The organism is Pseudarthrobacter sp. NPDC092202, from assembly GCF_044755505.1.
In the GTDB taxonomy this organism is placed as follows: Bacteria; Actinomycetota; Actinomycetes; order Actinomycetales; family Micrococcaceae; genus Arthrobacter.
On record NZ_JBIVRG010000013.1, the window covers coordinates 103,684 to 126,018 of the forward strand.

At 64.6% G+C, this 22,335-nt stretch carries 20 protein-coding genes and 1 pseudogene; 13 read left to right on the top strand and 8 right to left on the bottom strand.

Features of this window, described 5'->3' with window-relative positions:
- The first annotated feature begins 94 nt into the window (after window positions 1–94).
- The 8 genes from ACIQF4_RS17365 (at window position 95) to ACIQF4_RS17400 (ending at window position 7,608) form a co-directional block, all read left to right on the top strand.
- Window positions 95–1,516 carry an amino acid permease gene (locus tag ACIQF4_RS17365; RefSeq protein WP_400517590.1) on the top strand — a complete coding sequence of 474 codons (1,422 nt, stop codon included), beginning with the start codon at window positions 95–97 and terminating at the stop codon, window positions 1,514–1,516.
- A 321-nt stretch (window positions 1,517–1,837) separates the two neighbouring features.
- Window positions 1,838–2,143, top strand: a complete 306-nt coding sequence (rpsF, locus tag ACIQF4_RS17370; RefSeq protein ID WP_050683795.1) for a 30S ribosomal protein S6 — start codon at window positions 1,838–1,840, stop codon at window positions 2,141–2,143.
- A gap of 70 nt (window positions 2,144–2,213) precedes the next feature.
- Complete coding sequence (locus ACIQF4_RS17375; RefSeq protein ID WP_066272611.1) at window positions 2,214–2,804, top strand: single-stranded DNA-binding protein; 591 nt, start codon at window positions 2,214–2,216, stop codon at window positions 2,802–2,804.
- 126 nt (window positions 2,805–2,930) lie between these two features.
- Complete coding sequence (rpsR, locus tag ACIQF4_RS17380) at window positions 2,931–3,170, top strand: 30S ribosomal protein S18 (protein ID WP_003800144.1); 240 nt, start codon at window positions 2,931–2,933, stop codon at window positions 3,168–3,170.
- Between the two features lie 17 nt (window positions 3,171–3,187).
- Window positions 3,188–3,640 carry a 50S ribosomal protein L9 gene (gene rplI, locus ACIQF4_RS17385; protein ID WP_231454198.1) on the top strand — a complete coding sequence of 151 codons (453 nt, stop codon included), beginning with the start codon at window positions 3,188–3,190 and terminating at the stop codon, window positions 3,638–3,640.
- 72 nt (window positions 3,641–3,712) lie between these two features.
- On the top strand, window positions 3,713–4,570 hold the full coding sequence (locus ACIQF4_RS17390) for a PhzF family phenazine biosynthesis protein (protein WP_400517588.1): 858 nt from the start codon (window positions 3,713–3,715) through the stop codon (window positions 4,568–4,570).
- Window positions 4,571–4,658: 88 nt separating this feature from the next.
- Window positions 4,659–5,285: an FMN reductase gene (locus ACIQF4_RS17395; protein WP_400517586.1), complete on the top strand. Its 627-nt coding sequence runs from the start codon at window positions 4,659–4,661 to the stop codon at window positions 5,283–5,285.
- Window positions 5,286–5,493: 208 nt separating this feature from the next.
- Complete coding sequence (locus ACIQF4_RS17400) at window positions 5,494–7,608, top strand: Ig-like domain-containing protein (protein WP_400517585.1); 2,115 nt, start codon at window positions 5,494–5,496, stop codon at window positions 7,606–7,608.
- 29 nt (window positions 7,609–7,637) lie between these two features.
- Here ACIQF4_RS17400 and ACIQF4_RS17405 read toward each other — a convergent pair whose 3' ends face one another.
- Window positions 7,638–8,207: a hypothetical protein gene (locus tag ACIQF4_RS17405; RefSeq protein ID WP_350003462.1), complete on the bottom strand. Its 570-nt coding sequence runs from the start codon at window positions 8,205–8,207 to the stop codon at window positions 7,638–7,640.
- Between the two features lie 5 nt (window positions 8,208–8,212).
- Window positions 8,213–8,488 carry a hypothetical protein gene (locus tag ACIQF4_RS17410; RefSeq protein ID WP_350003464.1) on the bottom strand — a complete coding sequence of 92 codons (276 nt, stop codon included), beginning with the start codon at window positions 8,486–8,488 and terminating at the stop codon, window positions 8,213–8,215.
- A gap of 661 nt (window positions 8,489–9,149) precedes the next feature.
- Here ACIQF4_RS17410 and dnaB point away from each other — a divergent pair.
- A complete protein-coding gene (dnaB, locus tag ACIQF4_RS17415; protein WP_013602891.1) occupies window positions 9,150–10,532 on the top strand; it encodes a replicative DNA helicase in 1,383 nt (460 codons plus the stop codon).
- 26 nt (window positions 10,533–10,558) lie between these two features.
- Here dnaB and ACIQF4_RS17420 read toward each other — a convergent pair whose 3' ends face one another.
- The 3 genes from ACIQF4_RS17420 to ACIQF4_RS17430 all read right to left on the bottom strand — a co-directional run bounded on the left by ACIQF4_RS17420 (window position 10,559) and on the right by ACIQF4_RS17430 (window position 16,978).
- Window positions 10,559–11,530: an acyl-CoA thioesterase gene (locus tag ACIQF4_RS17420; RefSeq protein ID WP_350003466.1), complete on the bottom strand. Its 972-nt coding sequence runs from the start codon at window positions 11,528–11,530 to the stop codon at window positions 10,559–10,561.
- Between the two features lie 140 nt (window positions 11,531–11,670).
- Complete coding sequence (locus ACIQF4_RS17425; RefSeq protein ID WP_400580006.1) at window positions 11,671–16,095, bottom strand: SGNH/GDSL hydrolase family protein; 4,425 nt, start codon at window positions 16,093–16,095, stop codon at window positions 11,671–11,673.
- A gap of 448 nt (window positions 16,096–16,543) precedes the next feature.
- Window positions 16,544–16,978, bottom strand: a complete 435-nt coding sequence (locus tag ACIQF4_RS17430; RefSeq protein ID WP_350003469.1) for a DoxX family protein — start codon at window positions 16,976–16,978, stop codon at window positions 16,544–16,546.
- Between the two features lie 107 nt (window positions 16,979–17,085).
- Here ACIQF4_RS17430 and ACIQF4_RS17435 point away from each other — a divergent pair, with 107 nt between their 5' ends.
- The 3 genes from ACIQF4_RS17435 to ACIQF4_RS17445 all read left to right on the top strand — a co-directional run bounded on the left by ACIQF4_RS17435 (window position 17,086) and on the right by ACIQF4_RS17445 (window position 19,553).
- Window positions 17,086–18,438 carry an MATE family efflux transporter gene (locus ACIQF4_RS17435; protein ID WP_400517581.1) on the top strand — a complete coding sequence of 451 codons (1,353 nt, stop codon included), beginning with the start codon at window positions 17,086–17,088 and terminating at the stop codon, window positions 18,436–18,438.
- A gap of 58 nt (window positions 18,439–18,496) precedes the next feature.
- Entirely contained in the window at window positions 18,497–19,087 is a 591-nt protein-coding gene (locus ACIQF4_RS17440) for a hypothetical protein (RefSeq protein ID WP_350003472.1), read from the top strand.
- 103 nt (window positions 19,088–19,190) lie between these two features.
- Window positions 19,191–19,553 carry a hypothetical protein gene (locus ACIQF4_RS17445; protein WP_400517579.1) on the top strand — a complete coding sequence of 121 codons (363 nt, stop codon included), beginning with the start codon at window positions 19,191–19,193 and terminating at the stop codon, window positions 19,551–19,553.
- Here ACIQF4_RS17445 and ACIQF4_RS17450 read toward each other — a convergent pair.
- Window positions 19,550–20,095 carry a CGNR zinc finger domain-containing protein gene (locus tag ACIQF4_RS17450; RefSeq protein ID WP_350003476.1) on the bottom strand — a complete coding sequence of 182 codons (546 nt, stop codon included), beginning with the start codon at window positions 20,093–20,095 and terminating at the stop codon, window positions 19,550–19,552. The two genes, ACIQF4_RS17445 and ACIQF4_RS17450, sit on opposite strands and share 4 nt — an antisense overlap.
- A 72-nt stretch (window positions 20,096–20,167) precedes the next feature.
- Here ACIQF4_RS17450 and ACIQF4_RS17455 point away from each other — a divergent pair, with 72 nt between their 5' ends.
- The gene (locus ACIQF4_RS17455; protein WP_400517577.1) at window positions 20,168–21,220 is read left to right on the top strand and encodes an EamA family transporter; all 1,053 of its coding nucleotides are present in this window, start codon (window positions 20,168–20,170) and stop codon (window positions 21,218–21,220) included.
- A gap of 116 nt (window positions 21,221–21,336) precedes the next feature.
- On the opposite strand, the gene ACIQF4_RS17460 is transcribed toward ACIQF4_RS17455, so the two are convergent.
- Together ACIQF4_RS17460 and ACIQF4_RS17465 are read right to left on the bottom strand one after the other, a co-directional pair.
- Window positions 21,337–21,600, bottom strand: a complete 264-nt coding sequence (locus ACIQF4_RS17460; protein ID WP_231454209.1) for a WXG100 family type VII secretion target — start codon at window positions 21,598–21,600, stop codon at window positions 21,337–21,339.
- Between the two features lie 211 nt (window positions 21,601–21,811).
- A pseudogene (locus tag ACIQF4_RS17465) lies at window positions 21,812–22,335 on the bottom strand (integrase); the annotation flags it as partial.

Sequence of the window (22,335 nt, forward strand, 5' to 3'; positions counted from 1 at the left end):
TGACCGGCCCCACTGATTGGTGCGGTCCTCGATCTTTCCGGCAAGCTTCTGCCTGCCAATCCCATTTGCATAACCACCGAAGGACGGCGCTCCCATGCCCGCTGACCAGCAGTTAGCCAAGTCGCTTAAGCCGCGGCACCTTTCCATGATCGCGATTGCCGGCGTCATTGGTGCCGGCCTCTTTGTCGGCTCCGGCGCCGCCATCCAGCAGGCGGGCCCGGGAATCCTGCTGGCCTACATGGCTGCCGGCGTGGTGGTGATCCTGGTGATGCGGATGCTCGGTGAAATGGCCGCGGCCAACCCGGAGACCGGCTCCTTTTCCACGTATGCCGACAAGGCGCTGGGACGCTGGGCCGGATTCAGCATCGGCTGGCTCTATGCCTGGTTCTGGATCATCGTGCTGGGCATTGAGGCGACGGCCGGCGCAGCCATTATGCACCGCTGGGTTCCAGGCATCGACCAGTGGGTCTGGGCATTGATCCTCATGGTGCTTCTGACGCTGACCAACCTTGGTTCCGTGAAGTCCTACGGTGAATTCGAGTTCTGGTTCGCTTCCATCAAGGTCGCTGCCATCGTGCTGTTTCTGCTGTTCGGCGCGGCTGCCATCCTGGGCTTTGTCCCCGGCGTGCCCGCTCCGGGACTCAGCAACCTGATCGACAACGGCGGGTTCCTCCCGAACGGGCCTGGTGCAGTACTGGCCGGCATCCTGGTTGTGGTCTTCTCCTTCTTCGGAGCCGAGATCGCCACCATCGCCGCAGGCGAATCGGAGAACCCCGTGGACGCGGTCAAGAAGGCCGTCAAGTCCACTGTGTGGCGCATCCTGGTTTTCTACATCGGCTCCATCGCCATCGTCGTCACCCTGCTGCCCTGGAATGACGCCAGCGTTGCCAAGAGCCCCTATGTTGCGGTCATTGAACTGTTCGGTATTCCCGGCGCCGGCACCATCATGGACATCGTGGTCCTCACGTCCGTCCTGTCGTGCCTCAACTCCGGCCTGTACACCGCCAGCCGCATGCTCTTCTCGCTGTCCAAGCGGGGGGACGCCCCGGCGGCCTGGACCAGGATCTCCCGACGGGGCGTTCCCGCGGCGGCCGTGCTTGCCTCCACCGTGGTGGGCTTCGTGACAGTAGGACTGAACTACATTGCACCCGACACCGTGTTCCTCTTCCTGGTCAACACCTCCGGTGCCATTGCCCTGTTCGTATGGCTGGTTATCGCGTCCTCCGAGTTGATCCTGCGCAAGCGCATGGGTGCCGCAGGCAAGGACCTTGAACTGAAGATGTGGCTCTTCCCCTACCTGACGTGGCTCTCAATCGTCAGCATCGTGGCACTGCTGATCGGCATGGTCATCCTGGAGTCCACCCGCGAGTCCCTCCTGCTGTCCGTGGCCCTTGCCGCTGTCGTGGTTGGCGTCGGGGTGTGGCGCTACCGCAAGTCCGCTGGGCGCCCGGGTGGCGGGGAACTGCAGGCCGGCGAACGCCGTGAGGCTGCTGCGGAGGCAACTTCGGCGTCCTAATTCTCCAGGCTTTTCGCTTGGCAGAGAACCGCCCGTACCGGCAGCCGCACCTGGCGCGCCGGTGCGGGCGGTTCTCTCTTTGGGGCAGGACTCCGCGTGTGCGTTTTCCACATAGGAGCAGTTGGCGATGCAGTCCTCGCCAGCACGGCCGTAGCCTTGAGTCAAGCGCGAATCGCCTATCCGCTCCATATGCACTAAGATATTGAAGTCTGTGCTGCGTCCTGCCTCCCTTCCGGCGGCGGGGCCTTGCACGGCATCGCAAATGAACCTCCTGTTACGGAAATGCCGTAACCGCTTAGCCCAAAGGAGGTGGGTTCACATATGCGTCCTTACGAATTGATGGTAATCATCGACCCCGAGGTCGAAGAGCGTACCGTTGAGCCGTCGCTTCAGAAGTTCCTGAACGTCATCACAAACGATGGTGGAACCATCGAAAAGGTTGACATCTGGGGCCGTCGCCGTCTGGCTTACGACATCAAGAAGAAGTCTGAAGGTATCTACGCCGTGGTGAACTTCACCGCCAAGCCGGACACCGCCAAGGAACTTGACCGCCAGCTGTCTCTTAACGAGACCATCATGCGCACCAAGATCACCCGCCCCGAAGAGCAGAAGGTTGTTGCTGAGTAATTTCGGCACCGACTTTCATTCTTCACCGCAGGAACGCACTCTTCACCCAGGATCAACAAGGAGGCAGTAGATGGCAGGCGAGACCACCATTACGGTCATCGGTAATCTCACCAATGATCCGGAATTGCGGTTCACACCGTCCGGTTCAGCAGTAGCGAACTTCACCATCGCTTCCACCCCGCGTACCTTTGACCGCCAGTCCAACGAGTGGAAGGACGGGGAAACCCTGTTCCTCCGCGCCGCTGTCTGGCGTGAAGCAGCCGAGAACGTCGCCGAGTCCCTAACCAAGGGCATGCGCGTGATTGTGACCGGCCGCCTGAAGAGCCGTTCCTACGAAACCAAAGAAGGCGAAAAGCGCACCGTTATCGAGCTTGAGGTCGATGAAATCGGCCCCAGCCTGCGATACGCCAATGCCAAGGTCAACCGCACCCAGCGCTCCGGCGCTGGGGGTGCCGGAAGCGGCGCCCAGGGCGGCTTCGGCGGCGGCAACAGCGGCGGTGGCTTCGGAGGCGGCAACTCTGGTGGAAACCAGGGCGGCAACTCCGGTGGAGGCTGGGGCGGCGGCAACCAGCAGGCTGCGCAGGACGACCCCTGGGCAACGCCCGGCGTCTCCAACGCAGGCGGCTGGGGCAACGGCCCCGATTCCGAACCTCCCTTCTAAACACCCATTAAGGCCCGACGCCGGGACAGCCGAAAGTGCCTTCAGGCACCCAGGTGAATGCCGCCGTCGGACCACCACCATCCCGTGGATCAACATCCACGGGCTCCCTAGAATAGGAGCTCCACGATGGCTAAGGCTGAACTCCGTAAGCCCAAACCAAAGTCCAACCCCTTGAAGGCCGCTGACATCACTGTCATCGACTACAAGGACGTAGCATTGCTGCGCAAGTTCATCTCCGACCGCGGAAAGATCCGCGCCCGTCGCGTCACTGGCGTCACGGTGCAGGAACAGCGCAAGATCGCCCAGGCAATCAAGAACGCCCGCGAAGTTGCTCTGCTGCCTTACTCCGGCGCTGGCCGCGGCTAAGGAAGGGATTAACTAACATGGCAAAGCTCATTCTGACCCACGAAGTAACCGGTCTCGGTGCTGCTGGCGACGTTGTCGAGGTCAAGGACGGTTACGCACGTAACTACCTGCTGCCCCGCAACTTCGCCCTGACCTGGTCGAAGGGCGGCGAAAAGCAGGTTGAGTCCATCAAGGCTGCCCGCGCTGCCCGCGAGCACGCTTCCCTGGAAGATGCTCAGAAGCAGGCCGCCGCACTGTCCTCCAAGCCGGTCAAGCTTGTTGTCAAGGCTGGCGAGACCGGACGCCTGTTCGGCACCGTCAAGCAGGGCGACGTCGCCGACGCTGTTGAGGCCGCTGGCCTCGGCCGCATCGACAAGCGCAAGGTTGAACTGCCGACGCACATCAAGTCGGTTGGTTCTTACCAGGCCAACGTCCGTCTGCACGAGGATGTTGCCGCTGTCATCGAACTCGATGTAGTAGCTGGCAAGTAGTCCCTGACTGCTTAAAAGACCCCCGCTGCCGGATTCCGGCGGCGGGGGTCTTTTGCTTGATAGCTTCATACGGTGAACAGCACCGTACCTCCCACCCGCAGCCGCCCGTTCCACCAGGTTGATGTCTTCTCCCGCGAGGCTTACCGTGGAAACCCGCTCGCCGTCGTCGTTGACGCCGAGGGGCTGACGCCGAAGCAGATGCAGCAGTTCGCCAACTGGACCAACCTGTCGGAGACCACGTTCCTGCTGCCCCCTACCGATCCGCGTGCAGACTACCGGGTCCGCATCTTTACCGGCAGTGAGGAATTCCCCTTTGCCGGCCACCCCACGCTGGGTTCCGCCCACACCTGGCTCGAGTGCGGAGGAACTCCGCAGTCCGAGGGTTTCGTTGTCCAGGAGTGCGGCGCTGGCCTGATCCGTATCAAGCGCGACGACGGGAGGCTCGCCTTCGCAGCGCCGCCCATGTCCCGTTTTGGTCCGGTGGACGGGACGATCCGGAGCCGTATTGCGGCGGGGCTCCGCCTCGCCGAAGCCGACCTGCTGGATGCATCCTGGCTGGTGAATGGTCCCGAATGGATCGGTGTGCTGCTTGGTTCGGCGGAACAGGTCAGGGCCGTGGAGCCTGACTTCGCGGCGCTGGGCAACCTCAAGGTCGGGATTATCGCGCCAGGGTGGGGGGAGGGCGGCACAGACTTCGAGGTCCGCACATTCATCCCTGGCGACGCCATGATGGAGGATCCCGTCACTGGCAGCTTCAACGCGGCGGCTGCGCAATGGCTGATCGGCAGCAACAGGGCCCCTCAGGAGTACGTGGCGGCCCAGGGGGCGGCACTGGGCCGTGCGGGCCGCCTCCACATCAAAGCCGAAGACGGCCGCATCTGGGTGGGAGGACACTCCACCACCTGCATTCGGGGATCAGTTTTCCTCTAGCACCGGGAATACTCCGTAAGCCCGTGCCGTTCACAAGGTAGATGCATATGCATATATGCTGGAATGAACGAGCAACAGGAGAAATGCCATGGAGACCCGCCGCATTACAGTCCTTTCCGCCGGGCTTGGCGTACCGTCGTCGAGCAGGCTGCTGGCTGACCAGTTGTCTGCCGCAGCCGAGCGGCACCTGAACGGCGCTGGCTACAGTGTGCAGGTGGACGTCGTCGAACTCCGCGACCTCGCCGTGGACATCGCCAACAATTTTGTCACCGGCTACGCCGCGCCCCGGCTGGCCGAGGTGATAGCCGGCGTGGAAGCCTCTGACGGGATCATCGCGGTGACGCCGGTCTTCACTGCGTCCTACAGCGGCCTGTTCAAATCCTTCATCGACGTCCTCGACCCCAAATCACTGGACGGCAAGGCCGTCCTGCTGGGCGCTACCGGCGGCACGGACCGCCACCAGATGGTCCTGGATTACGCCCTGCGCCCGCTGTTGAGCTATTTGCGCACCAGGACCGCGCCTACGGGCGTCTTTGCCGGCCCCCAGGACTGGGGCACCACGGACGACGGCGGCTCCTCGCTTTCGGACCGGATCGACCGGGCGGCAGGGGAGTTCACGCGGCTCCTCGAGGGGCCGCAGCCGGGCCGGAAGCCCGCTCCGATGGAGTCCCTTCCCTTCGAGCAGCTGCTCGCCGGGATCTCCGGAAACGGCTGACCGCCCGCCGCACGGACCCGGCAGCGTCAATTTCCAAATTAGGGGTTGCAATTATGGTCTCCGCGGTTGACACTGAACGGGCGTGGGGACCGACGTTTAACTCCGGGGAGCGCACATGGGCGGACATGGGACAGGTCGGCGTATTCATGCTGTAAACCGGGGAGGTGACAGCCCGAGGGATGGCCGTCCGCGCCGGCCGCTGACCCCATTGCCCACCGCACTGCTTGCAGCGTTGATGCTCGTCCTGGGTTTTGTGGTGCTGCCCGTGGGGGCGTCTGCTGCCGAGGGTGACGTCGGGATCGAAGGCCCATCGCACTCGGGGACGGGAACGCCAACGGGTACTAAGCGCGCGACGAGTGCGTTGTGGTTCAACGATGGGCTCTGGTGGGGAAACCTTTGGGACACTGACAGCTCGGATTTCCATATCTTCCGGTTCAATGCCGCCAACAGCACGTGGTCAGATACCGGCGTCGCAACCGATACCCGGTCCAACACGCATCATGACGTGCTCTGGGACGGGGCGACGCTGTATGTGGCCAGCTACCGCTTCGTCAATGACGGACTGCCGGCGGAGCCCAACTTCCCTTCGACGATGCGGCGTTACAGCTACGATCCGGGGACAAAGACGTACTCGCTGCAAAGCTCCTCAAACATCAACAACTACCGCGTTGAGACCCTGTCCATCGACAAGGACTCGACCGGCCGGGTGTGGGCCACGTGGCAGCAGGGAAACCGCATCTACCTCAACGTCACAGCCACGGATGGTACGACCTGGGGGACGCCGTTCCCGCATCCTGCGTCGCTGAGCAACGTCTCTGTAGACGACTCGTCAGCGGTGATAGCGTTCGGGCCGGGCAAGATTGGTGTGATGTGGAGCCGGCAGGTCGATGATTCCTCCGACGGCATGTATTGGAGCTACCACGTCGACGGAGCGTCAAACACCGACTGGACCGCGGCCGTGCCGGCGGTCTCGGGGCAGCGCAGCGGTGATGACCACATGAACCTGAAATGGCTGGACTCCTCGGGTGGCCAGGTCTTCGCCGCCATCAAGACATCCTTCACATCGGCGGCCCAGCCGCTGATCCAGCTCTTGGCGTTGAACGGAACCACCTGGTCGGCGCACACGATCGCGACTGTGTCCGAGTGCCCGAACCGGGTGATCGTCCTGATCGACGAGAGCACCCAAAGGCTGCGTACTTTCGCTACCTACCCCAAGCCGGGCGGGACCACGAACGCCGGTAGCTGCACCAGTTCGGGCGGCGCAATCTACGAGAAGTCGACGCCACTGGACAACATCAGCTTCAGCACCGCTAAGACCGCCCGAATCGTCGATGCCGACCAGTATGTCCACAACGTGACGTCAACGAAGCAGAACCTCAACAGCGCGGCGCGCGGCACGGCGAGCAGCGGACTGCTGCTGCTCGCGGATGTGAACGCCACCAGCCGGTACTGGCACTTCTACGATTCGAGCAGCGGTGGTGGCGGCGGTGGCAGTGACACGATCGCTCCGACTGTGACGGGCACATCCCCGCTCGAGGATGCCACCGGGGTGGCGGTGACGGCGGACGTGGCTTCCACATTCTCTGAAGCCATGGACCCCTCGACCGTTGGGCCGGGCACGTTCACCCTAGAGGCAGGGACGACGGCGGTGACGGCCACGGTAAGCCTCGACAGCACAGGTAAAGTCGCGACGCTCAACCCTGGCGCCGACCTGGCGGCCAACACCACGTACACCGCGACGATCGAGGCCGGTTCCAGTGGCGTGAAGGACGTGGCCGGCAACGCCTTGGCATCGGACAAGACCTGGAGCTTCACCACAGCGGCGGCAGGTGGCGGCGGGACACCAGAAACCGTCACCCTGACGGCCACCGCGGACAGTTATGTGGCGGGCACAGCGACGGCGACGAACTATGGGTCGAGTACCCTGCTGGGTGTTGATAAGAGCCCGATTGAGATCACGTACCTGAAGTTCGACCTCTCGGCCTACGCCGGCCGGACCCTGGAGAGCGCGACACTGCAGCTGCGCAGCGCCGGCAGCGGCTCCAAGGGTACGCAGAACGTCAAGCTCGTTGCGGATGACAGCTGGACCGAGGGCGGAATCACCTACAATAACCGCCCCGCTCTGGGGGCCAGCGTCGCCACGCTCGGCCCCACAACAGCCAACACCAACTACAGCGTGCCGCTTACCGTGGCCAGCCTGGCCGGTGAGCTCGGCCAGGAGCTTTCGCTGGGGCTGGATTCCACCAACAGCGACGGCCTGGACCTCAGTTCCAAGGAAACAAGCAGCGCCGCCGCACCCAAGCTCGTCCTTACGCTCAGGTAGGCCGGTCAGGGGGGTGGGTCCGGCAGGGCTTACTCGTCCAGCAGCTCGATGAATTCCCGCGCCTGCTTCATGGAGATATCGGAGTGCCGCGTGAGCGCCGTTGCAGCAGCTTCTGTGTCACCGTTCCGGGCCAGGGTGCGTATCCGGCCATAGATTTCGTCATTGAGCATGTTGCTGCTGACCTCGCGAGTTACGTCGCCCTTGCTGGCGATGGCCCGGTAGCGGTACGGGAACCGCTGCGGCTCGTCATCGTCGTCTTCAACCTCGGCATGCGCCGCCTCCGCGCCCCGGTAGGGCTGCGGATGTGCTGCCAGCGCGCCCACGGCGTCGCGTGACGCGCGCAGGCCGTCGCCGCTGACTTCGTAGTACAGCTTGATCGCGGCCATGGCCTGGCCCTGCGCGATCAGGGCATAGAGCCGCCGGTGTTCGTCCTCGGAAAGTTTGGCGGCGGCAGTGCGGGCCAGATCGGCGGAGTTGGGTGCAGGCGCCGGCGGCTGGGCGGCGGCAGTGGCCTTTCGCCTGCTGATGGCGCGGGCAACCAGGATGACTCCGGCAGCCACGGCCAGGAGGATGAGGACAGGGACCACAAGCGATTCCATTTTTTCTAACGCCGTTCTGTGTACTTCCTGGCAGGGGCCAGATCTGAATGCATCGCCTGGGTGTTCTGACTGGGCCGCGTGATGGACTCCAGGCGTGCCCGGGCCGCCGTGGCAGCCTGGACCTGGGCCGCATAGTGCTGCGCTGAACGCTCGGCCAGGTCACGCTGGTACCTTTCGGCATCGGACAGGCCCGAATCACGCGGACTGAGGGCCGTGGCAAGCCCCCAAATGAGCGCCACCAACACAATTGCCGGCAGCAGAACCAGCAGCAGTTCGCCCATGTATAGAGCTTATGCCAGATCCGGTTTATCCACAGCAATATTCACCTCTGCGCATACCGCACGCATCTCACGCGACCTACTCCCTGACCCGGGCCTGCACCACCCGCGGCGGAGGCACATGAAGTGCGTCACTGCCACGGACGGGGCGGTTTTGCTCCGTGCACGCCATCAGAGGCTGTGGATGAAAATATCTGGAAAAAACATCTACTCCACAAGGTGTCAGCCACGTTTCCGCAGGTCAGACTGACATTTGGCGCGAAAGTTTTTTGCTGTCCACAGTCTTTCCCACAGGCTGTGCACAAGCTATGCCCCTTAGTGCACAGGTTTTCCACAGGGCCTGGTGCCCGTTGACTTTGCCGCTGGGGCACGGGGGACTAGCGTAGCGGGGTACCTGTTTTTCAGGGCTCCTGCGGTTCCGGACGGACGCCGATGACAGCAGCCGTAGAACCTCTGGAACCCTAAAAAGAGGCCCATTGTGGAAAACCTGTGGATACTGGGGATAACTCTCGAACTCCCCATCCGCAGCGCTGGATCCCCAGCATTGTCACACCCCGCTGGTACACCTGGACAGGTAGCGGAGCCCAGTTTTCGGGCAACGCCCTAGCAGGACGGTTAACCACCGGTGCCACCAAGGCGCCGGCTCACATGGAGGACGGCAGCTTTGTCAATCGCGCATCTGGATCCGGTCGAGACAACCCGCGGATCTGACGCCAGCCGCAAGCCGCCGCAGGACATCCCCGCCGAGCAATCGGTGCTGGGCGGCATGATGCTGTCCAAGGATGCCATCGCCGATGTCGTGGAAATCCTCCGCGGCCAGGACTTCTACCGCCCGGCACACGAAACCATCTATGAGGCAATCATCGACCTCTATGGCCGCGGCGAGCCCGCGGACGCCGTCACTGTCTCCGATGAGCTCACCAAGCGCGCAGAGATCAACAGGATCGGCGGCCCCGCCTACCTGCACGAGCTGATCCAGACCGTTCCCACCGCCGCCAACGCGGGGTACTACGCGGAAATCGTTGCTGAACGTGCCGTGCTCAGGCGCCTCGTAAACGCGGGCACCAAGATCGTCCAGCTCGGCTACGGTTCGGACGGCGAGGTGGAGGACCTGGTGAACCAGGCCCAGGCCGAGGTCTATGCCGTGGCAGAACGGCGTACCGCGGAGGACTACGTGGTCCTCAAAGACGTCATGGAGTCCACGGTGGACGAAATCGAGGCGTCCGGCCACCGCGGGGAGGGCATGACCGGCGTGCCCACCGGCTTCTACGAGCTGGATGAGCTCACCCACGGGCTCCACCCCGGCCAGATGATCGTCATCGCAGCCCGTCCGGCCGTGGGTAAGTCCACGTTCGCCCTGGACTTTGCCCGGTCCGCCGCCATCAAGAACAACCTGGCCACGGTCATGTTCTCGCTCGAAATGGGCAGGAACGAGATCGCCATGCGCCTCCTCTCCGCAGAGGCAACCATTGGACTGCAGGACCTCCGCAAGGGAACCATCAAGGACGAGCAATGGTCCAAAATCGCCACCACCATGGGCCGGATGAATGATGCCCCGCTGTTCATCGATGACAGCCCCAACATGTCGCTGATGGAGATCCGGGCAAAGTGCCGGCGCCTGAAGCAGCAGCACGATCTCAAACTGGTGATCCTGGACTACCTGCAGCTCATGAGCTCCGGCAAAAAAGTCGAGTCCCGCCAGCAGGAGGTCTCCGAGTTCTCTCGTGCACTGAAGCTCCTGGCCAAGGAACTCCAGGTCCCCGTGATCGCGCTGTCCCAGCTCAACCGCGGTTCCGAGCAGCGCCAGGACAAGCGGCCCATGGTTTCCGACCTCCGCGAATCGGGCTCCATCGAGCAGGACGCCGACATGGTGATCCTGCTCCACCGTGAGGACGTCTACGACAAAGAATCACCCCGCGCCGGAGAGGCTGACATCCTGGTGGCCAAACACCGTAACGGCCCCACCAAAGACATCGTGGTCGCCTTCCAGGGCCATTACTCCCGGTTCGCCAATATGGCGGCCGACGCCGGAGGCGGCGGCTTCTAGGACCTGCCGCCACCGGGACTCCGGACTTAGCCCTGCCCCAGCAGGTGGTTGGGCAGGCGGTTGCCCGGTGCCGTGCCCCTGATCTCAAGCAGCTCGCGGGCATGGGCGTGCAGCCTTCTGTCCTCTTCGCTGACCGGCACCCAAGGGGGTACGGGCACGGAGTTGCCATCGGCGTCGCGGGCCACCATCACTGTCAGGCAGTAGGTGGTCAGGTTCATCTCCCGGCTCTTCGGATCGCCCGAGCGGACGTGGACCGCAACGTGCATGCCCTTGGTCCCCGTGTAAACCAGCCGCGCTTCCACCTCCACCACGTGGCCAATGAGCAGCGGACGGTAGAAACGGACCCCGCCGGAGAAGACGGCGACGGTGTCCATGCCGCAATACCTGGAGGCGCATACGTAGGCCGCCTCGTCGATCCACTTCATGACAATTCCGCCGTGGACCTTGCCGCCCCAGTTCACGTCGGTGGGTGCTGCCATGAATCGCAGGGTCACCCGCTCGGCCGTTCCTGCATCCGTATATTCCTGCCGGTTCATGGCTTCGACGATCTGCTCGCGGACCTTGATCCGTGCCAGCGCATGGTCCCGCTGTTCGATCTCGTCGGCGGTGACGGGCTCGAACTGCTGCACCGGGACCGGTTTTCCACCCTCGCCCACCGCCACGAAAATCACCATGCACTGGCTTCGCATGGTGGCCGGACCGCCCTTGGGGTCCCCGGAGGAAACCACCGTGCGGATGTGCATGGAAGAGCGTCCGGTGTAGACGATGGTGGCCTCCACCTCCACCATGTCACCGCTGTTGACCGGATCGGCGAAGTGGATGTTTCCCACGTACGCGGTGACGCAGTAGGACTTCGACCACCCCACGGCTGCGGCATAGGCGGCCTTGTCCACCCACTCCAGGACGGTGCCAGCGTCCACGGAGCCGCTGTGGCCAACGTCTGTGGGAGCGGCCAGGAAACGGAGGGTCACTGAGTTGGAGGCACGGATCTCGGTCATGCTGCGATCATACTGACGCCGGGGGTTACCCACCGGTCGGGTCCCGCAACAAAGCTGTTGCGGGAACACCGCCGGCAAACGCGGCTGCCCCGCCCGCCAGGTTTGGCGGACGGGGCAGCGCACCTGCGGCCTGAACGCAGCTAGCCTGCGCGGGTGTAAACGATGTCCGGCTGGGCTGGCAGTTCCATGCCTTCACCGACATAGAAGCCCGGGTGCGGCGGCTGGTTGTACGAGACGTTCTCGCGGGCAACCGAGAGCCGGTACACAGGATCGTGCATCAGCGTCCGGAGCCGGACCTCCGTCCCGGCAGTAGTGGTGTAGATCCGCAGCTCCGTGCTGTCCGACGACGGCCACGCAATTTCCTCCCGCCAGTCACCGAGGAGGTCGGCCTGGATGGCCGGGGTTCCCTTGGTGCCGTTGTTGGACTTCGCGCCGGTGGCCGTGAGCAGCCGGTCGCTGGATTCCGTTTCCCAGTTCCACTTGGCGATGCTGGGCGTACCCGTGGTGGTGGCCGCATCCCAGTCATGGTCAACGATCTCGCGCAACAGGTCGCCGTCCCACCAAGCCAGGAAGTTGGCCGCAGGAATGCTGTTGGCAATCAGCTGGCCCTTGGCGGACCGCAGCTCGCCCACCGGAGAGTTCCAGGCAGCGTCGCCGCCGATGGCCCAGCCCTCGGCCCCTGCATGCCGCGGATCAATGTCACCCGCCGCAGCGCGTCCCGTGTCCTTGGCAGCAGGAATGCTCCAGAGGATCTCCCCGGTGCGGGAATCCCGGAAGGTGGCTCCCCTGTTGCCGCTGGACCCCATGTCCTCGTGGGCGGCGAATGTCTCCAGGCCCGGGCGGGACGGGTCAAGATCGCTGGTGTGGATGGCGTCACCGTGCCCGAGGCCGGTGTTGTAGAGCGGCTTGCCGTTATCGTCGATGGTCATGGAACCGAAGACGAACTCGTCCTTTCCGTCGGCATCCACGTCCGCCACGGACAGGTTGTGGTTGCCCTGGCTGCGGTACTGGGCACCGGCGGTGTCAGAGTCGAACATCCAGCGCTTGCTGATCTTGCCGCCCACCAAGTCGTAGGCGGCAAGCACCGTGCGCGTGTAATAGCCGCGGCTGAACATCATGGACGGGCGCTCCCCATCCAGGTACGCCACGGCGCCGAGGAAACGGTCCACGCGGTTGCCGTAGCCGTCGCCCCAGGCTGCCACGTCACCGCGGGGAGGGTCGTAGGCCACGGTATCCATGATGGTGCCGGTTGCTCCATGGAAGACGGTGAGGAACTCCGGACCCGTCAGTACATAGCCGCTGCTGTTGCGGTAATCCGCCCCCGCGTTGCCGACCACCGTCCCGGCAGCGTCCCGGGTGCCGTCCGCCGTCTTCATGGCAACTTCGGCCTTGCCGTCGCCGTCAAAATCATAGGCGAGCAGCTGGGTGTAGTGGGCACCGGCGCGAATGTTCGGTCCCATGTTGATCCGCCAGAGCCTGGTGCCGTCCATGCGGTAGGCGTCAACGTACACCAGCCCTGTGTAGCCTCCCTGGGAGTTGTCTTTGGAGTTGGACGGGGACCACATCTGGAGGATCTCGTACGTTCCGTCGCCGTCCAGGTCCGCCACGCTGGAGTCACCGGCGGAGTAGCTGTAGGGCTGGCCGTCCTTGGTGTAGTCATCGGCGGGCTTGTCCAGTTTCACAGCCAGGTAGTTCTGTGCCAGCGGCACGAACTCGGCGGTGAGCTCCTCCCCGCCGTTGCCCACGGTTTTGATGGCGTACCGGGACGAAGCCGTCCCGGAGGGGTCCAGGAAAGTGGTGCTGCCGCGGATCGGCTCTTCGGTGAGCTGGACGCCGTCGCGGATCGGCTCTTCGGTGAGCTGGACGCCGTCGCGGATGACATGGAAGCCGATCTGCTCAGGGTCCAGGCCAAGCATGCGCCAGCCCACCCGCACGCCTTCGCCGGTCAGCAGAGCCACCGGTGCGCGGTCCAGGTCTTCCATCTGCCGGTTCACCACCGTGACCTTTTCAGTTCCAATCACGGGGGAGGGAGCAGATTCGCCGCCCTTGTTCACCGTGGTGACCCGGTAGTAGTACTTGATGGTGGTCAGGACCGTGTAGTCGGTGTAGTTAACCTCGGTGGCACGTCCCACGTACCCGAAGGGGCCGTCGGGAGAGGTGGACCGGTAGACGAGGTAGGCGGCAGCGTCGGAAACCTTCTGCCACTTGAGCGTGACGCTTGTTTTCTCCACGGCCTTGATGTCCACCTTGCCGGTGGCGGCGGGCGCTGGAGTGTTGGGGTCAACCAGGGCGGTCTCCACCGTGTTGGACGGAACCGACTCGAGTCCGGTGCTGTCCAATGCCGTGACGAAGTACTTGTATTTGAGGCCGGCGAAGGCTGTGGCGTCCGTGAAGGACGCTGCTGTCACATCCCCGGCGATCAGCTGCGGTTCGGTCTCAAAGGAGGCCTGGCGGAACACCTTGTAGCTGGCCGCGTCCGCCACGGCATCCCAAGCGAGGTCCACGGTTGGCGGTTCGGCTGCGGCATCGACGGCGGTGGTGTGCAGGTTGGTGGGTCCCACCAGCAGCGGGGTGACCTCCAGGCCGTTGAGCCGCTGGCCGGAGCCGCTGATGGCCAGGTTCAGCTGGCCGTCGGACACCAGTACCTGGCTGATGATCTTGGTGGCGGAGGATTCCCTGCCGGAGGACACCTGGCCGTAGGGCGTGCCCTCGGCGGCGACGTCTGTCCGGGTAGAGCCGATCCAGTCGCTGTGGTAGGTCTTCAGCGCGTAAGTGCCGTTGGGGACGTCCAGCTGGAACTCGAAGCTGGAGCCGCTGAGCACGAAATCCCGCAGCAGGTTGCTGGTCACCGCGCCCCGGTCCCTGTCGGCGAGTACCGAGATGTCCTTGAACCCAAAGCCGCGCTCGGCAGTGTAGCCCATGGTCCGGTTGACTTCGGTGTAGCCCGCCTCGAGCGGAGCTCCCACGGGGCCAAAATCGAACTTGTATTTGGCCTTCTTGGTGGTGACGGCGAGTGCGTCGCTTGGCTCGGAGAGTCCCCTGCCGTTCATGGCCGCCACCCGGACGCTGTAAGCGGTGCCTTCTGCGAGTCCGGTGAGGTTGGCTGTGGGAACCGTTGCCGTGGTGGTCAGTTTGTAGGCACTGTCCGGTTCGGAAGCGAGCTTGCGGTACACCTTGTAGATGTCAGCCCCTTCAACGGGCTGCCACTTTAACAGTGCCCCGGCATTGGAGACGCTTCCGGCAACCAGTCCCTGCGGCTTGGCGGGAACGGACGACGGCGGCGCGATTTCCTTCACTCGGGAGGCCAGCGGGACGCTGAGCTGCTTCACGCCGCCCGCCACGAGCCGGGCAATCTGGATGGCCCCGTATTCCTGGAAGTGGGTGTTGTCCACGGTCCCGGTTGGGCGGTTGGGATACACGCCGGCATCAACGTGGAGGAAGACGGATTTGGTGTCCTCAGGGCCGATCTGGTCATAGTAGGCGCGGCTCGAGGCGGACAAGTCCACCAGGGCCACGTTTTCCTCGGCAGCGAGTTCCTGCATCTTGGCCACGTATTCCGGAAAGCTGACGCGGAACTTGCCGGTGGCTTCGTCGTAGTCCCGGCGCCCCACGGGGGTCACCAGCACGGGCGTTGCACCGCGCTGCCGGGCACCGTTGACGTACGTGCGGAGGTACTCCTTGTAATCGGTGGGGGAGGCGTAGCGGTCATCCACGCCGATGGTGGCGTCGTTGTGGCCGAACTGGACCATCAGGTAGTCGCCCGGGTTGATGACGCGGAGGATCTCGTCCAGCCGTCCCTGGGTGATGAAGTTCTTGGAGCTCCGGCCGCCGATGGCATGGTTCTTAAAAGAGACACTGCTGTCAAAGTAGCGGTCGATCATTTGTCCCCAGCCCGCCTGGGGCACGTACCCGGGATCGTAGGTCTGGACGGTGGAGTCGCCGGCGAGGTAGACGCCGGGGTCGGTGGTGGCGGTCCGCGGTGCCCGTGCGGCGATGACCAGGGAGTTGATTTTGGCCGCCGTGCCGCTGAAATCGAGGTTGAGCTGTCCGTCCACCAGGGAGATGGGGAATTCCATTTCCAGGTACTGGCTGGCCGGTTTATCCGTAACCTGGACCTTGGCCATTTTCTCGGCGGTGATGGCGATGTTCGTGGCCTCGGCGGCGTCGCCGGCAATGAGCTTGACGGTGTAGTCGCCATTGGGCAGGTCCACCAGGAAGGAGCTTCCCTGGACCTGCACAAAGTCAGACCGCAGGGGGTCTCCCGTGCCCCGGTCAACTCCGGAGGTGACTGCCGTGTCCGTGAAGCCGAATTTTCCGGCGGCGGAGTACGGGGTCGCGGCGTCCACGTGAGTATAGCCGTCTGCCGTTACTCCGGGTCCGAAGTCGAACTTGAAGCCGCTTCCCACTGCCGGGAGGGCAGTGTCGGCCTGAACGGCCGGGAGCCCTGTGAAGGCGATGGCGGCTGAGGCCACCGCGGCGGTGACGGCTTTTGCTCCTGCCGGCAGCCTGCGGCGGGGCGGCGGCCCCTCCTGGGGAACCGGGGTCACTTGCGGGGGTTTGTTCACGAACATCTCCTTCGATGAGCAATGGCAAGGCAGGCCCAGGATTGGAACGATTCAAAGACGCGCGGGAGGCGTCCTGCGGGAAAACCGCGAAGGGTTCCGGGTGATGACTCGGAAAGGGCTGAGACCTGGAAGGGTGACGCAGCTCTCGCTGCGGCACTCAATGGTCTATCAGTCGGGGAGCATGCGTGGCAAGCGTTTTCCCAACTTTCCCGTGACTTTGTGGTGCTGAATGTTCGGGATTGTGAGCAGGATGCGGACTGTTCGAAGGACCATCGGCGGCGGAATCGCCGGAAAGCCCCCGCTTCGCCGTTCCGGAACGGCGAGCCTGCAGTCTTCCGGCGATCCGGCGGTTCCGGCGGCGGGCTGGGCAAGTTAACGGCCGACGGCGGATGCGCACCCGGGTGCCCATCCGCCGTCGCGGTTTCCGGGCTGAGCCGGCGGTGCAGGGTCAGGCCAGAATGGCAAGCTTTGAGTTGCTGCGGCCGAAGAGGGCGCGGTCCACTGAGGCGCGGCCGGCGCCGGTCAGGGCCAGGGCGAAGGCTGCGGCGGCGAGGAGCAGCACCAGTTCATACCCGCCGTTGGCGGCAAAAACGCCGGCCGGTGCGTGGACCAGGAAAAGGGCGCCCAGCATGTCCAGTGCCAGGAGTGCAGCCGCCACGCGGGTAAGTATGCCCAGGATCAGCGCGATGCCGCCGGCAAGTTCCAGGATGGCAACGGCCGGGGCGGCTATTTCCGCTGCCGGAACGCCCATCTTGGCGAACGAGGCCTGTGTGCCCGCGATGGTCCATTCGTTGAACTTCTGCCAGCCGTGCGCTGCAAAAAGGAAGCCCAGGACAATCCGGAGGGCGGTAATGGCGGTCGTGGTGAGTCGTGACTGGTTCATGGCTCCAGTGTCCCTGAGAAATAGTTGAAGAGTCAACTATTTACGTCACAATGTGTCCCTTGTCATGTGAGGCTGTCTGCCTGCGGCCAGCCGATTAGGCTGGCATCGTGCCCTACCTACCTGCCCCTGCTACCGCTGCACCGCGCAAGGGGCAGGCCCGCGAAATCCTCCGGCTGGCCGTGCCGGCGTTCGGGGCGCTCGTGGCAGAACCGCTGTTCCTGCTTGCCGATTCCGCGATTATCGGCCATCTGGGCGTGGCACAGTTGGCTGGAGTGGGGCTGGCCTCGGCCGTGCTGCATACCGCGGTGGGCCTGATGGTTTTCCTGGCCTACTCCACCACACCCGCAGTGGCCAGGGCCATCGGCGACGGCCAGCTTGGGAAGGCCCTGGCAGCCGGGCGCGACGGCGTGTGGCTGGCACTGCTGCTCGGCGTGCTCCTCGCCGTTGCCGGTTTCCTGGCGGCGGATCCCCTGATTGGACTCCTGGGCGCGGAAGGCGAGGTTCGCGCCTTCGCCGTCGATTACCTTCGCTGGTCCATGCCCGGGCTGGTGGCCATGCTGCTGATCTTTGCCGGAACAGGCCTCCTCCGCGGACTTCAGGACACCCGGACGCCGCTTCTGGTGGCCACTGCCGGGTTCACCCTGAACATCATCCTGAACCTGTGGCTTGTGTACGGTCTGGGCTGGTCGGTGGCAGGCTCCGCGGTGGGCACAAGCGTGGCGCAATGGGCCATGGCCGGCGTCTACCTGGCCATCGTCAGGCGGAATGCCCTACGCAACGGCGTGGGACTCCTCCCCAGCTGGCGGGGCATCCGCAGCATGGCCCGCGTGGGGTCCTGGCTGATGCTGCGCACCCTGACCCTAAGGATCGCCATCCTGGCAACGGTCCTCGTGGCCACAGCCCAAGGCACAGCCAACCTTGCCGCCCACCAGTTGGCAATGACCATCTTTTCCTTCCTCGCCTTTGCCCTGGACGCGCTGGCCATTGCCGCCCAGGCCCTGATCGGCAAGGAGTTGGGAGCCTCGAATGCCGTCAAAGCGCGGCTTTTGACCGGAACCATGGTCCGGTGGGGCCTTGGATTCGGCGCGGTGACGGGCCTGCTCCTTGCGCTGGCGGCTCCGTGGGCCGGAGCCCTGTTCACCTCCGATCCTGAGGTGCAGAGGGTGCTGGCCCTGGCCCTGTGGGTCCTCGCCGCGGGCCAACCCCTCGCCGGCTACGTCTTTGTGCTGGACGGCGTGCTGATAGGAGCCGGGGACGCGAAGTACCTTGCCCTGGCGGGCGTGGTGAATCTCGCCGCCTACGTGCCGATGCTCGCGGCCGTTGCGCTGCTGGGAGTTCCGGGCGGCGCTGGCCTGGGCTGGCTGTGGGCAGCCTTTGCCCTGGGCTACATGGCGGCCCGCGCAATGACGCTCGGCCTCCGCGCCCGGTCAGGCCGGTGGATGGTGCTCGGTTCCGCGTAAGCTCCGGCCGGAATGGGGGAAAGTTCGGCCGGCGGCGCACCGCTACTAAACTGGACCGGTGACGCAACCAAGGACCCCTGCAGGCACCACTCCCGGAACCGACGCCAGGCCCGAGCTCTGGCAGCCGGTCCTGCTCCGCTCTGCGGCAGCCCTGGTGTTTGGTGCCCTCACCATTTTCTGGGCGGCGCCCTCCGTTGAGGTCATGGGGTGGGCCGGCGGGCTGTACCTTCTGGCCACCGGAGTGCTGATGCTCAGGAGTGTTCCCGCCACGGGGCTTCCCCAGGGTGCCGCGCCGGGCAAGATGCTGGCGGCCGCCGGTGCGGTCATGGCCGGCTCGGGATTTTCCCTGGTGGTCCTGCATGGCGACCTGCTGTTTGGTGTGGTTGCTGCCGTGGGCCTGGGCCTGGCGGGGGCGCTGGAGCTGGCCTGCGGGTTGAAGCTCCGTGGCAGCCATGTCCTGGCCCGCGACTGGATCACCTCCGGAGTCGTTGGCCTGGGCACCGCGGCACTCCTGCCGTTCTTCATCGGGTTGGGCGCCCACGCATTGCTGGGAGTGGCGGGCGGAGGAGCGATCATCTCGGGAGTCCTGTGGGTCCTCTCAGCCCTGACCCTGCGGCACGATGCCCGCAGCGCCGCCGGAAAGCCGTAAACTAGGAAAGCGCGGTTCTACTTCTTGTAGAAATATTGCCGGGCAAAACACCGCAACACTTAAACCAGGCCGGCCTGCGTGCCGCCTGCAGGGAGGAATCACCGTGGCAGACCAGCATCCAGGAAAACCGCGCAAGGTGCGGACCTCGGTGAAGGGCCCGCTGATGTTCTCCGCGTTCTGGGCGGTGGTGGCTTTCCTTGCCGTAGTGGTCTTCGCCTCCGGCGGCAGCGCACGCGCCCCCCGGTTTGACCTGGCCTTCACTGCGGCCGGCATCGCCTTCATTGTCACTTTGGTTGTGGCCGCAATGCTCTCCATGAGCCACAAGGAGAATGCCGAGCACCTGGGCAAGGGATCCGGCGTGAATCTCAGTTCAGCACGCAGGCCGTCCCACGGCTCCGGCTCGGCTCCAGGCCCGCAGGACCCGCCCGCGCCGGCTGACGGTACGGAAACCCGGGACAGCCACTAGCCGGTGGCCGCCTGCCGTGCCCGGTAGGCGGCGACGTGCGCACGGTTGGCGCAGTTGCCGGTATCGCAGTAGCGCTTTGACCTGTTCCGACTGAGGTCCAGGACTGCGGCATCACAATCCTCCGCCTCGCAGGTCCGCATCCGGTCCATCTCCTTGCCGCGGATAACATCCGCCAGGGCCATCGCAGCCTCCGTGCTCATCCTGTACACCAGCGGAGCTTCCGGCGTGGTGGCGTGCAGGTGCCAGTCCCAGGCGTCGTGCTTGACCAGTTGGGGCAGTGCGCGGGCCTCGCGCAGCAGGCGGTTTATGGTTTCCACCGCGGCGTCTTCATCCGCCGTCCACAGCTCGGAAAGCTCGCGGCGCAAGCGGCGGACGCTTTCGAGTTCATCCCCGTCCCTGGTGCGGGACCCGCTGAAGCCCTCGGCCGCCAGGAAGCGGTCCAGATCCGCCTGGCTGGCAAGGCCCTCACTCCCGTTCGCAGCTGAATTGACGAGGTTCACCACGGTCCGCAGGGCCACCTCAGTGTCAGGGGCAAAAACCATCTTGACTCCTTACAGTGCTGTCCCGTACTGTCATGACCATAAACCCACTTTACTCCTGACAGGAGGCGACCCATGTCCGCTGCACGCCGCGCGCCCGGCCGTCTGCCCGCAGCCCGGCGCAGCTTCCTCGCCTCCGGCCTGGGCATTGCTCTGTTCTCCTCCGCTGTCTTTGGACTTTCCGGGTCCTTCGCCAAGGCGCTGCTGGAAGCGGGGTGGAGCCCCGGGGCGGCCGTCACGGCCCGGCTTACCGGTGCAGCCCTGATCCTCGCCGTGCCCGCCATACCCGCCCTCCGGGGCCGCTGGCACCAGCTGCGGGACAACTGGGTGACCATCGGGCTGTTCGGGCTGATCGGCGTGGCGGCCTGCCAGCTCTTCTATTTCAATGCCGTCGCAAGGCTGTCGGTAGGCGTGGCGCTGCTGCTCGAATACCTCGCCCCGGTGATCATTGTGCTCTGGCTGTGGGCCGCCAGCCGCAGACGGCCGCGGCTGCTGACCTTCGGCGGGACGTTGCTGTCCCTGGCCGGCCTGGTCCTGGTCCTTGACCTGACCGGAGCGGTCAAGATCGATGTTGTTGGCGTCCTTTGGGGAATGGCCGCCGCCGTGTGCCTTGCCATCTACTTCTTCATCACCGCGAAGGAAAATGACACACTGCCGCCGATCGTGCTGGCCTCGGGCGGGCTGTTCGTAGGTGCCGCCGTGATGTGGCTTGCTGCCGCCACCGGCCTGCTGCCCATGGCATTCAGCGCTGCCGACACCAGACTCGGACCCTGGATCACGCCCTGGTGGGTGCCGCTGGCGGGGCTCGTGGTCCTGGCGACGGTGCTGGCCTACGTCTCCGGCATCATGGCCGCACGGGCGCTGGGTTCCAAGGTGGCGTCCTTCGTGTCGCTGACCGAGGTCCTCTTCGCCGTGGTCTGGGCGTGGCTGCTGCTCGGTGAACTCCCGGGGGCCATCCAACTCTTGGGCGGCGTCCTGATCGTGGGCGGCGTGGTCCTGGTCCGGCTCGATGAGCTGCGGGGGCCGGCTGCCGGCGGCACAGCGGGCGGGGAGGAGCCGCACGGCCGGGAACTGCCCGGGGCGGCGTCACCGCTGGAACACGCCAACGACGTCGAGCCCGTCCCTTAGGTGCCGAGGCCTTCCTCAGGCGGGCAGCCACCGGGACTCCCAGGCTTTAAACGCAGCGGGCCCGGACACCCATAGGTGTCCGGGCCTGCCTTGCGGAGCTTGCGCAGCCGCAGGGATCAGTTGGAGGCCTGCTCCTGCTGCTCGGCGTTGCGCTTGGCCTTGTTGCCGGCTTCCCTGAGAGCGTCGGCCACCTTGGTCAGCATGGTGGTGTGGGTACCGGACCATTCGTCGCGGAACTTGTCCGCGTCCGGTCCCTTCCAGTCGGTGCTGTTGAGAAGGCTGTTGAGATTCGACTTCTGGTTGTCGATCTCGCTTGCGCCCGCCTGAAGCTTGCTGCCCAGCTGACGAAGCTGCTGAACGTCTGCACCCCAAATAGCCATCAGTTTCTCCTCATAGAATCGTGGATCCGAACCAGTCGGCATCCCCCTCGGCCTCCCGGCTCATCCGGAAGATCCATTGCCTAAAACCTACCCCGGCTGCTGAGACGGCGTCGATGGGCAGCCCTGCCCATGCTGGCCTCCCCATGGCCGGCGCCTGCGCAAACCGTTCGGGGAGGGGGCCTGTTGCCTCACGTCAATAGGTCCGGGAAGACTACTTCGTTGCCTCACTGGAAAAGGTCCGCTTCGGGTACGAGTTGAACCAGGTGTTGACCTTGTAGTCGCGGGGAGCAGCTTTGGTCTGGCTGAGAGCTTCAAGCTGTCCGGTCAGGGCCAGGATCTGCCGGGATAGTGCCGCCGGTTTGAGGCGTTTGAATTGGGCATTCATGCTGATCACTGGCTGCTTCCGGATGTTCGGATGCCGGGCGGCGCGTTGATGCGGTGTGAGTGCGGCATCATGTTTTTTGAAAACTTTGGCCCCATGGCGTTCCTTGGAAAGCAGCTTCTGCTGGGGCAGCAGGTAGTTCGTGAAGAGCGCATCGAGTTCCCAGATGGCGTTGAGTTTCTCCAGTTCCGCGGCGGTGTCGTAACGGTAGTAGCCCACGAGTTCCCGGACCCGGGCCCAGTTCTTCTGTTCCACGTAGGCCCCATCGTTCTTGTTTCCCGGCCGGGAACGGGTGAAGGTGATCTGCCGGGCGTGGCAGTACTCCAGCAGGTAGTCGTTGATGAACTCGGAGC

Excerpts from the sequence above, each read along its gene's own strand:
- ACIQF4_RS17365 (WP_400517590.1), top strand. The coding sequence starts at position 95 with ATGCCCGCTGACCAGCAGTTAGCCAAGTCGCTTAAGCCGCGGCACCTT.
- ACIQF4_RS17375 (WP_066272611.1), top strand. The coding sequence starts at position 2,214 with ATGGCAGGCGAGACCACCATTACGGTCATCGGTAATCTCACCAATGAT.
- ACIQF4_RS17455 (WP_400517577.1), top strand. The coding sequence starts at position 20,168 with ATGTCCGCTGCACGCCGCGCGCCCGGCCGTCTGCCCGCAGCCCGGCGC.
- ACIQF4_RS17450 (WP_350003476.1), bottom strand. The coding sequence starts at position 20,095 with ATGGTTTTTGCCCCTGACACTGAGGTGGCCCTGCGGACCGTGGTGAAC.
- ACIQF4_RS17430 (WP_350003469.1), bottom strand. The coding sequence starts at position 16,978 with ATGAACCAGTCACGACTCACCACGACCGCCATTACCGCCCTCCGGATT.
- ACIQF4_RS17405 (WP_350003462.1), bottom strand. The coding sequence starts at position 8,207 with ATGGAATCGCTTGTGGTCCCTGTCCTCATCCTCCTGGCCGTGGCTGCC.
- ACIQF4_RS17395 (WP_400517586.1), top strand. The coding sequence starts at position 4,659 with ATGGAGACCCGCCGCATTACAGTCCTTTCCGCCGGGCTTGGCGTACCG.
- ACIQF4_RS17460 (WP_231454209.1), bottom strand. The coding sequence starts at position 21,600 with ATGGCTATTTGGGGTGCAGACGTTCAGCAGCTTCGTCAGCTGGGCAGC.
- rpsR (WP_003800144.1), top strand. The coding sequence starts at position 2,931 with ATGGCTAAGGCTGAACTCCGTAAGCCCAAACCAAAGTCCAACCCCTTG.
- ACIQF4_RS17420 (WP_350003466.1), bottom strand. The coding sequence starts at position 11,530 with ATGACCGAGATCCGTGCCTCCAACTCAGTGACCCTCCGTTTCCTGGCC.
- rpsF (WP_050683795.1), top strand. The coding sequence starts at position 1,838 with ATGCGTCCTTACGAATTGATGGTAATCATCGACCCCGAGGTCGAAGAG.
- rplI (WP_231454198.1), top strand. The coding sequence starts at position 3,188 with ATGGCAAAGCTCATTCTGACCCACGAAGTAACCGGTCTCGGTGCTGCT.
- ACIQF4_RS17410 (WP_350003464.1), bottom strand. The coding sequence starts at position 8,488 with ATGGGCGAACTGCTGCTGGTTCTGCTGCCGGCAATTGTGTTGGTGGCG.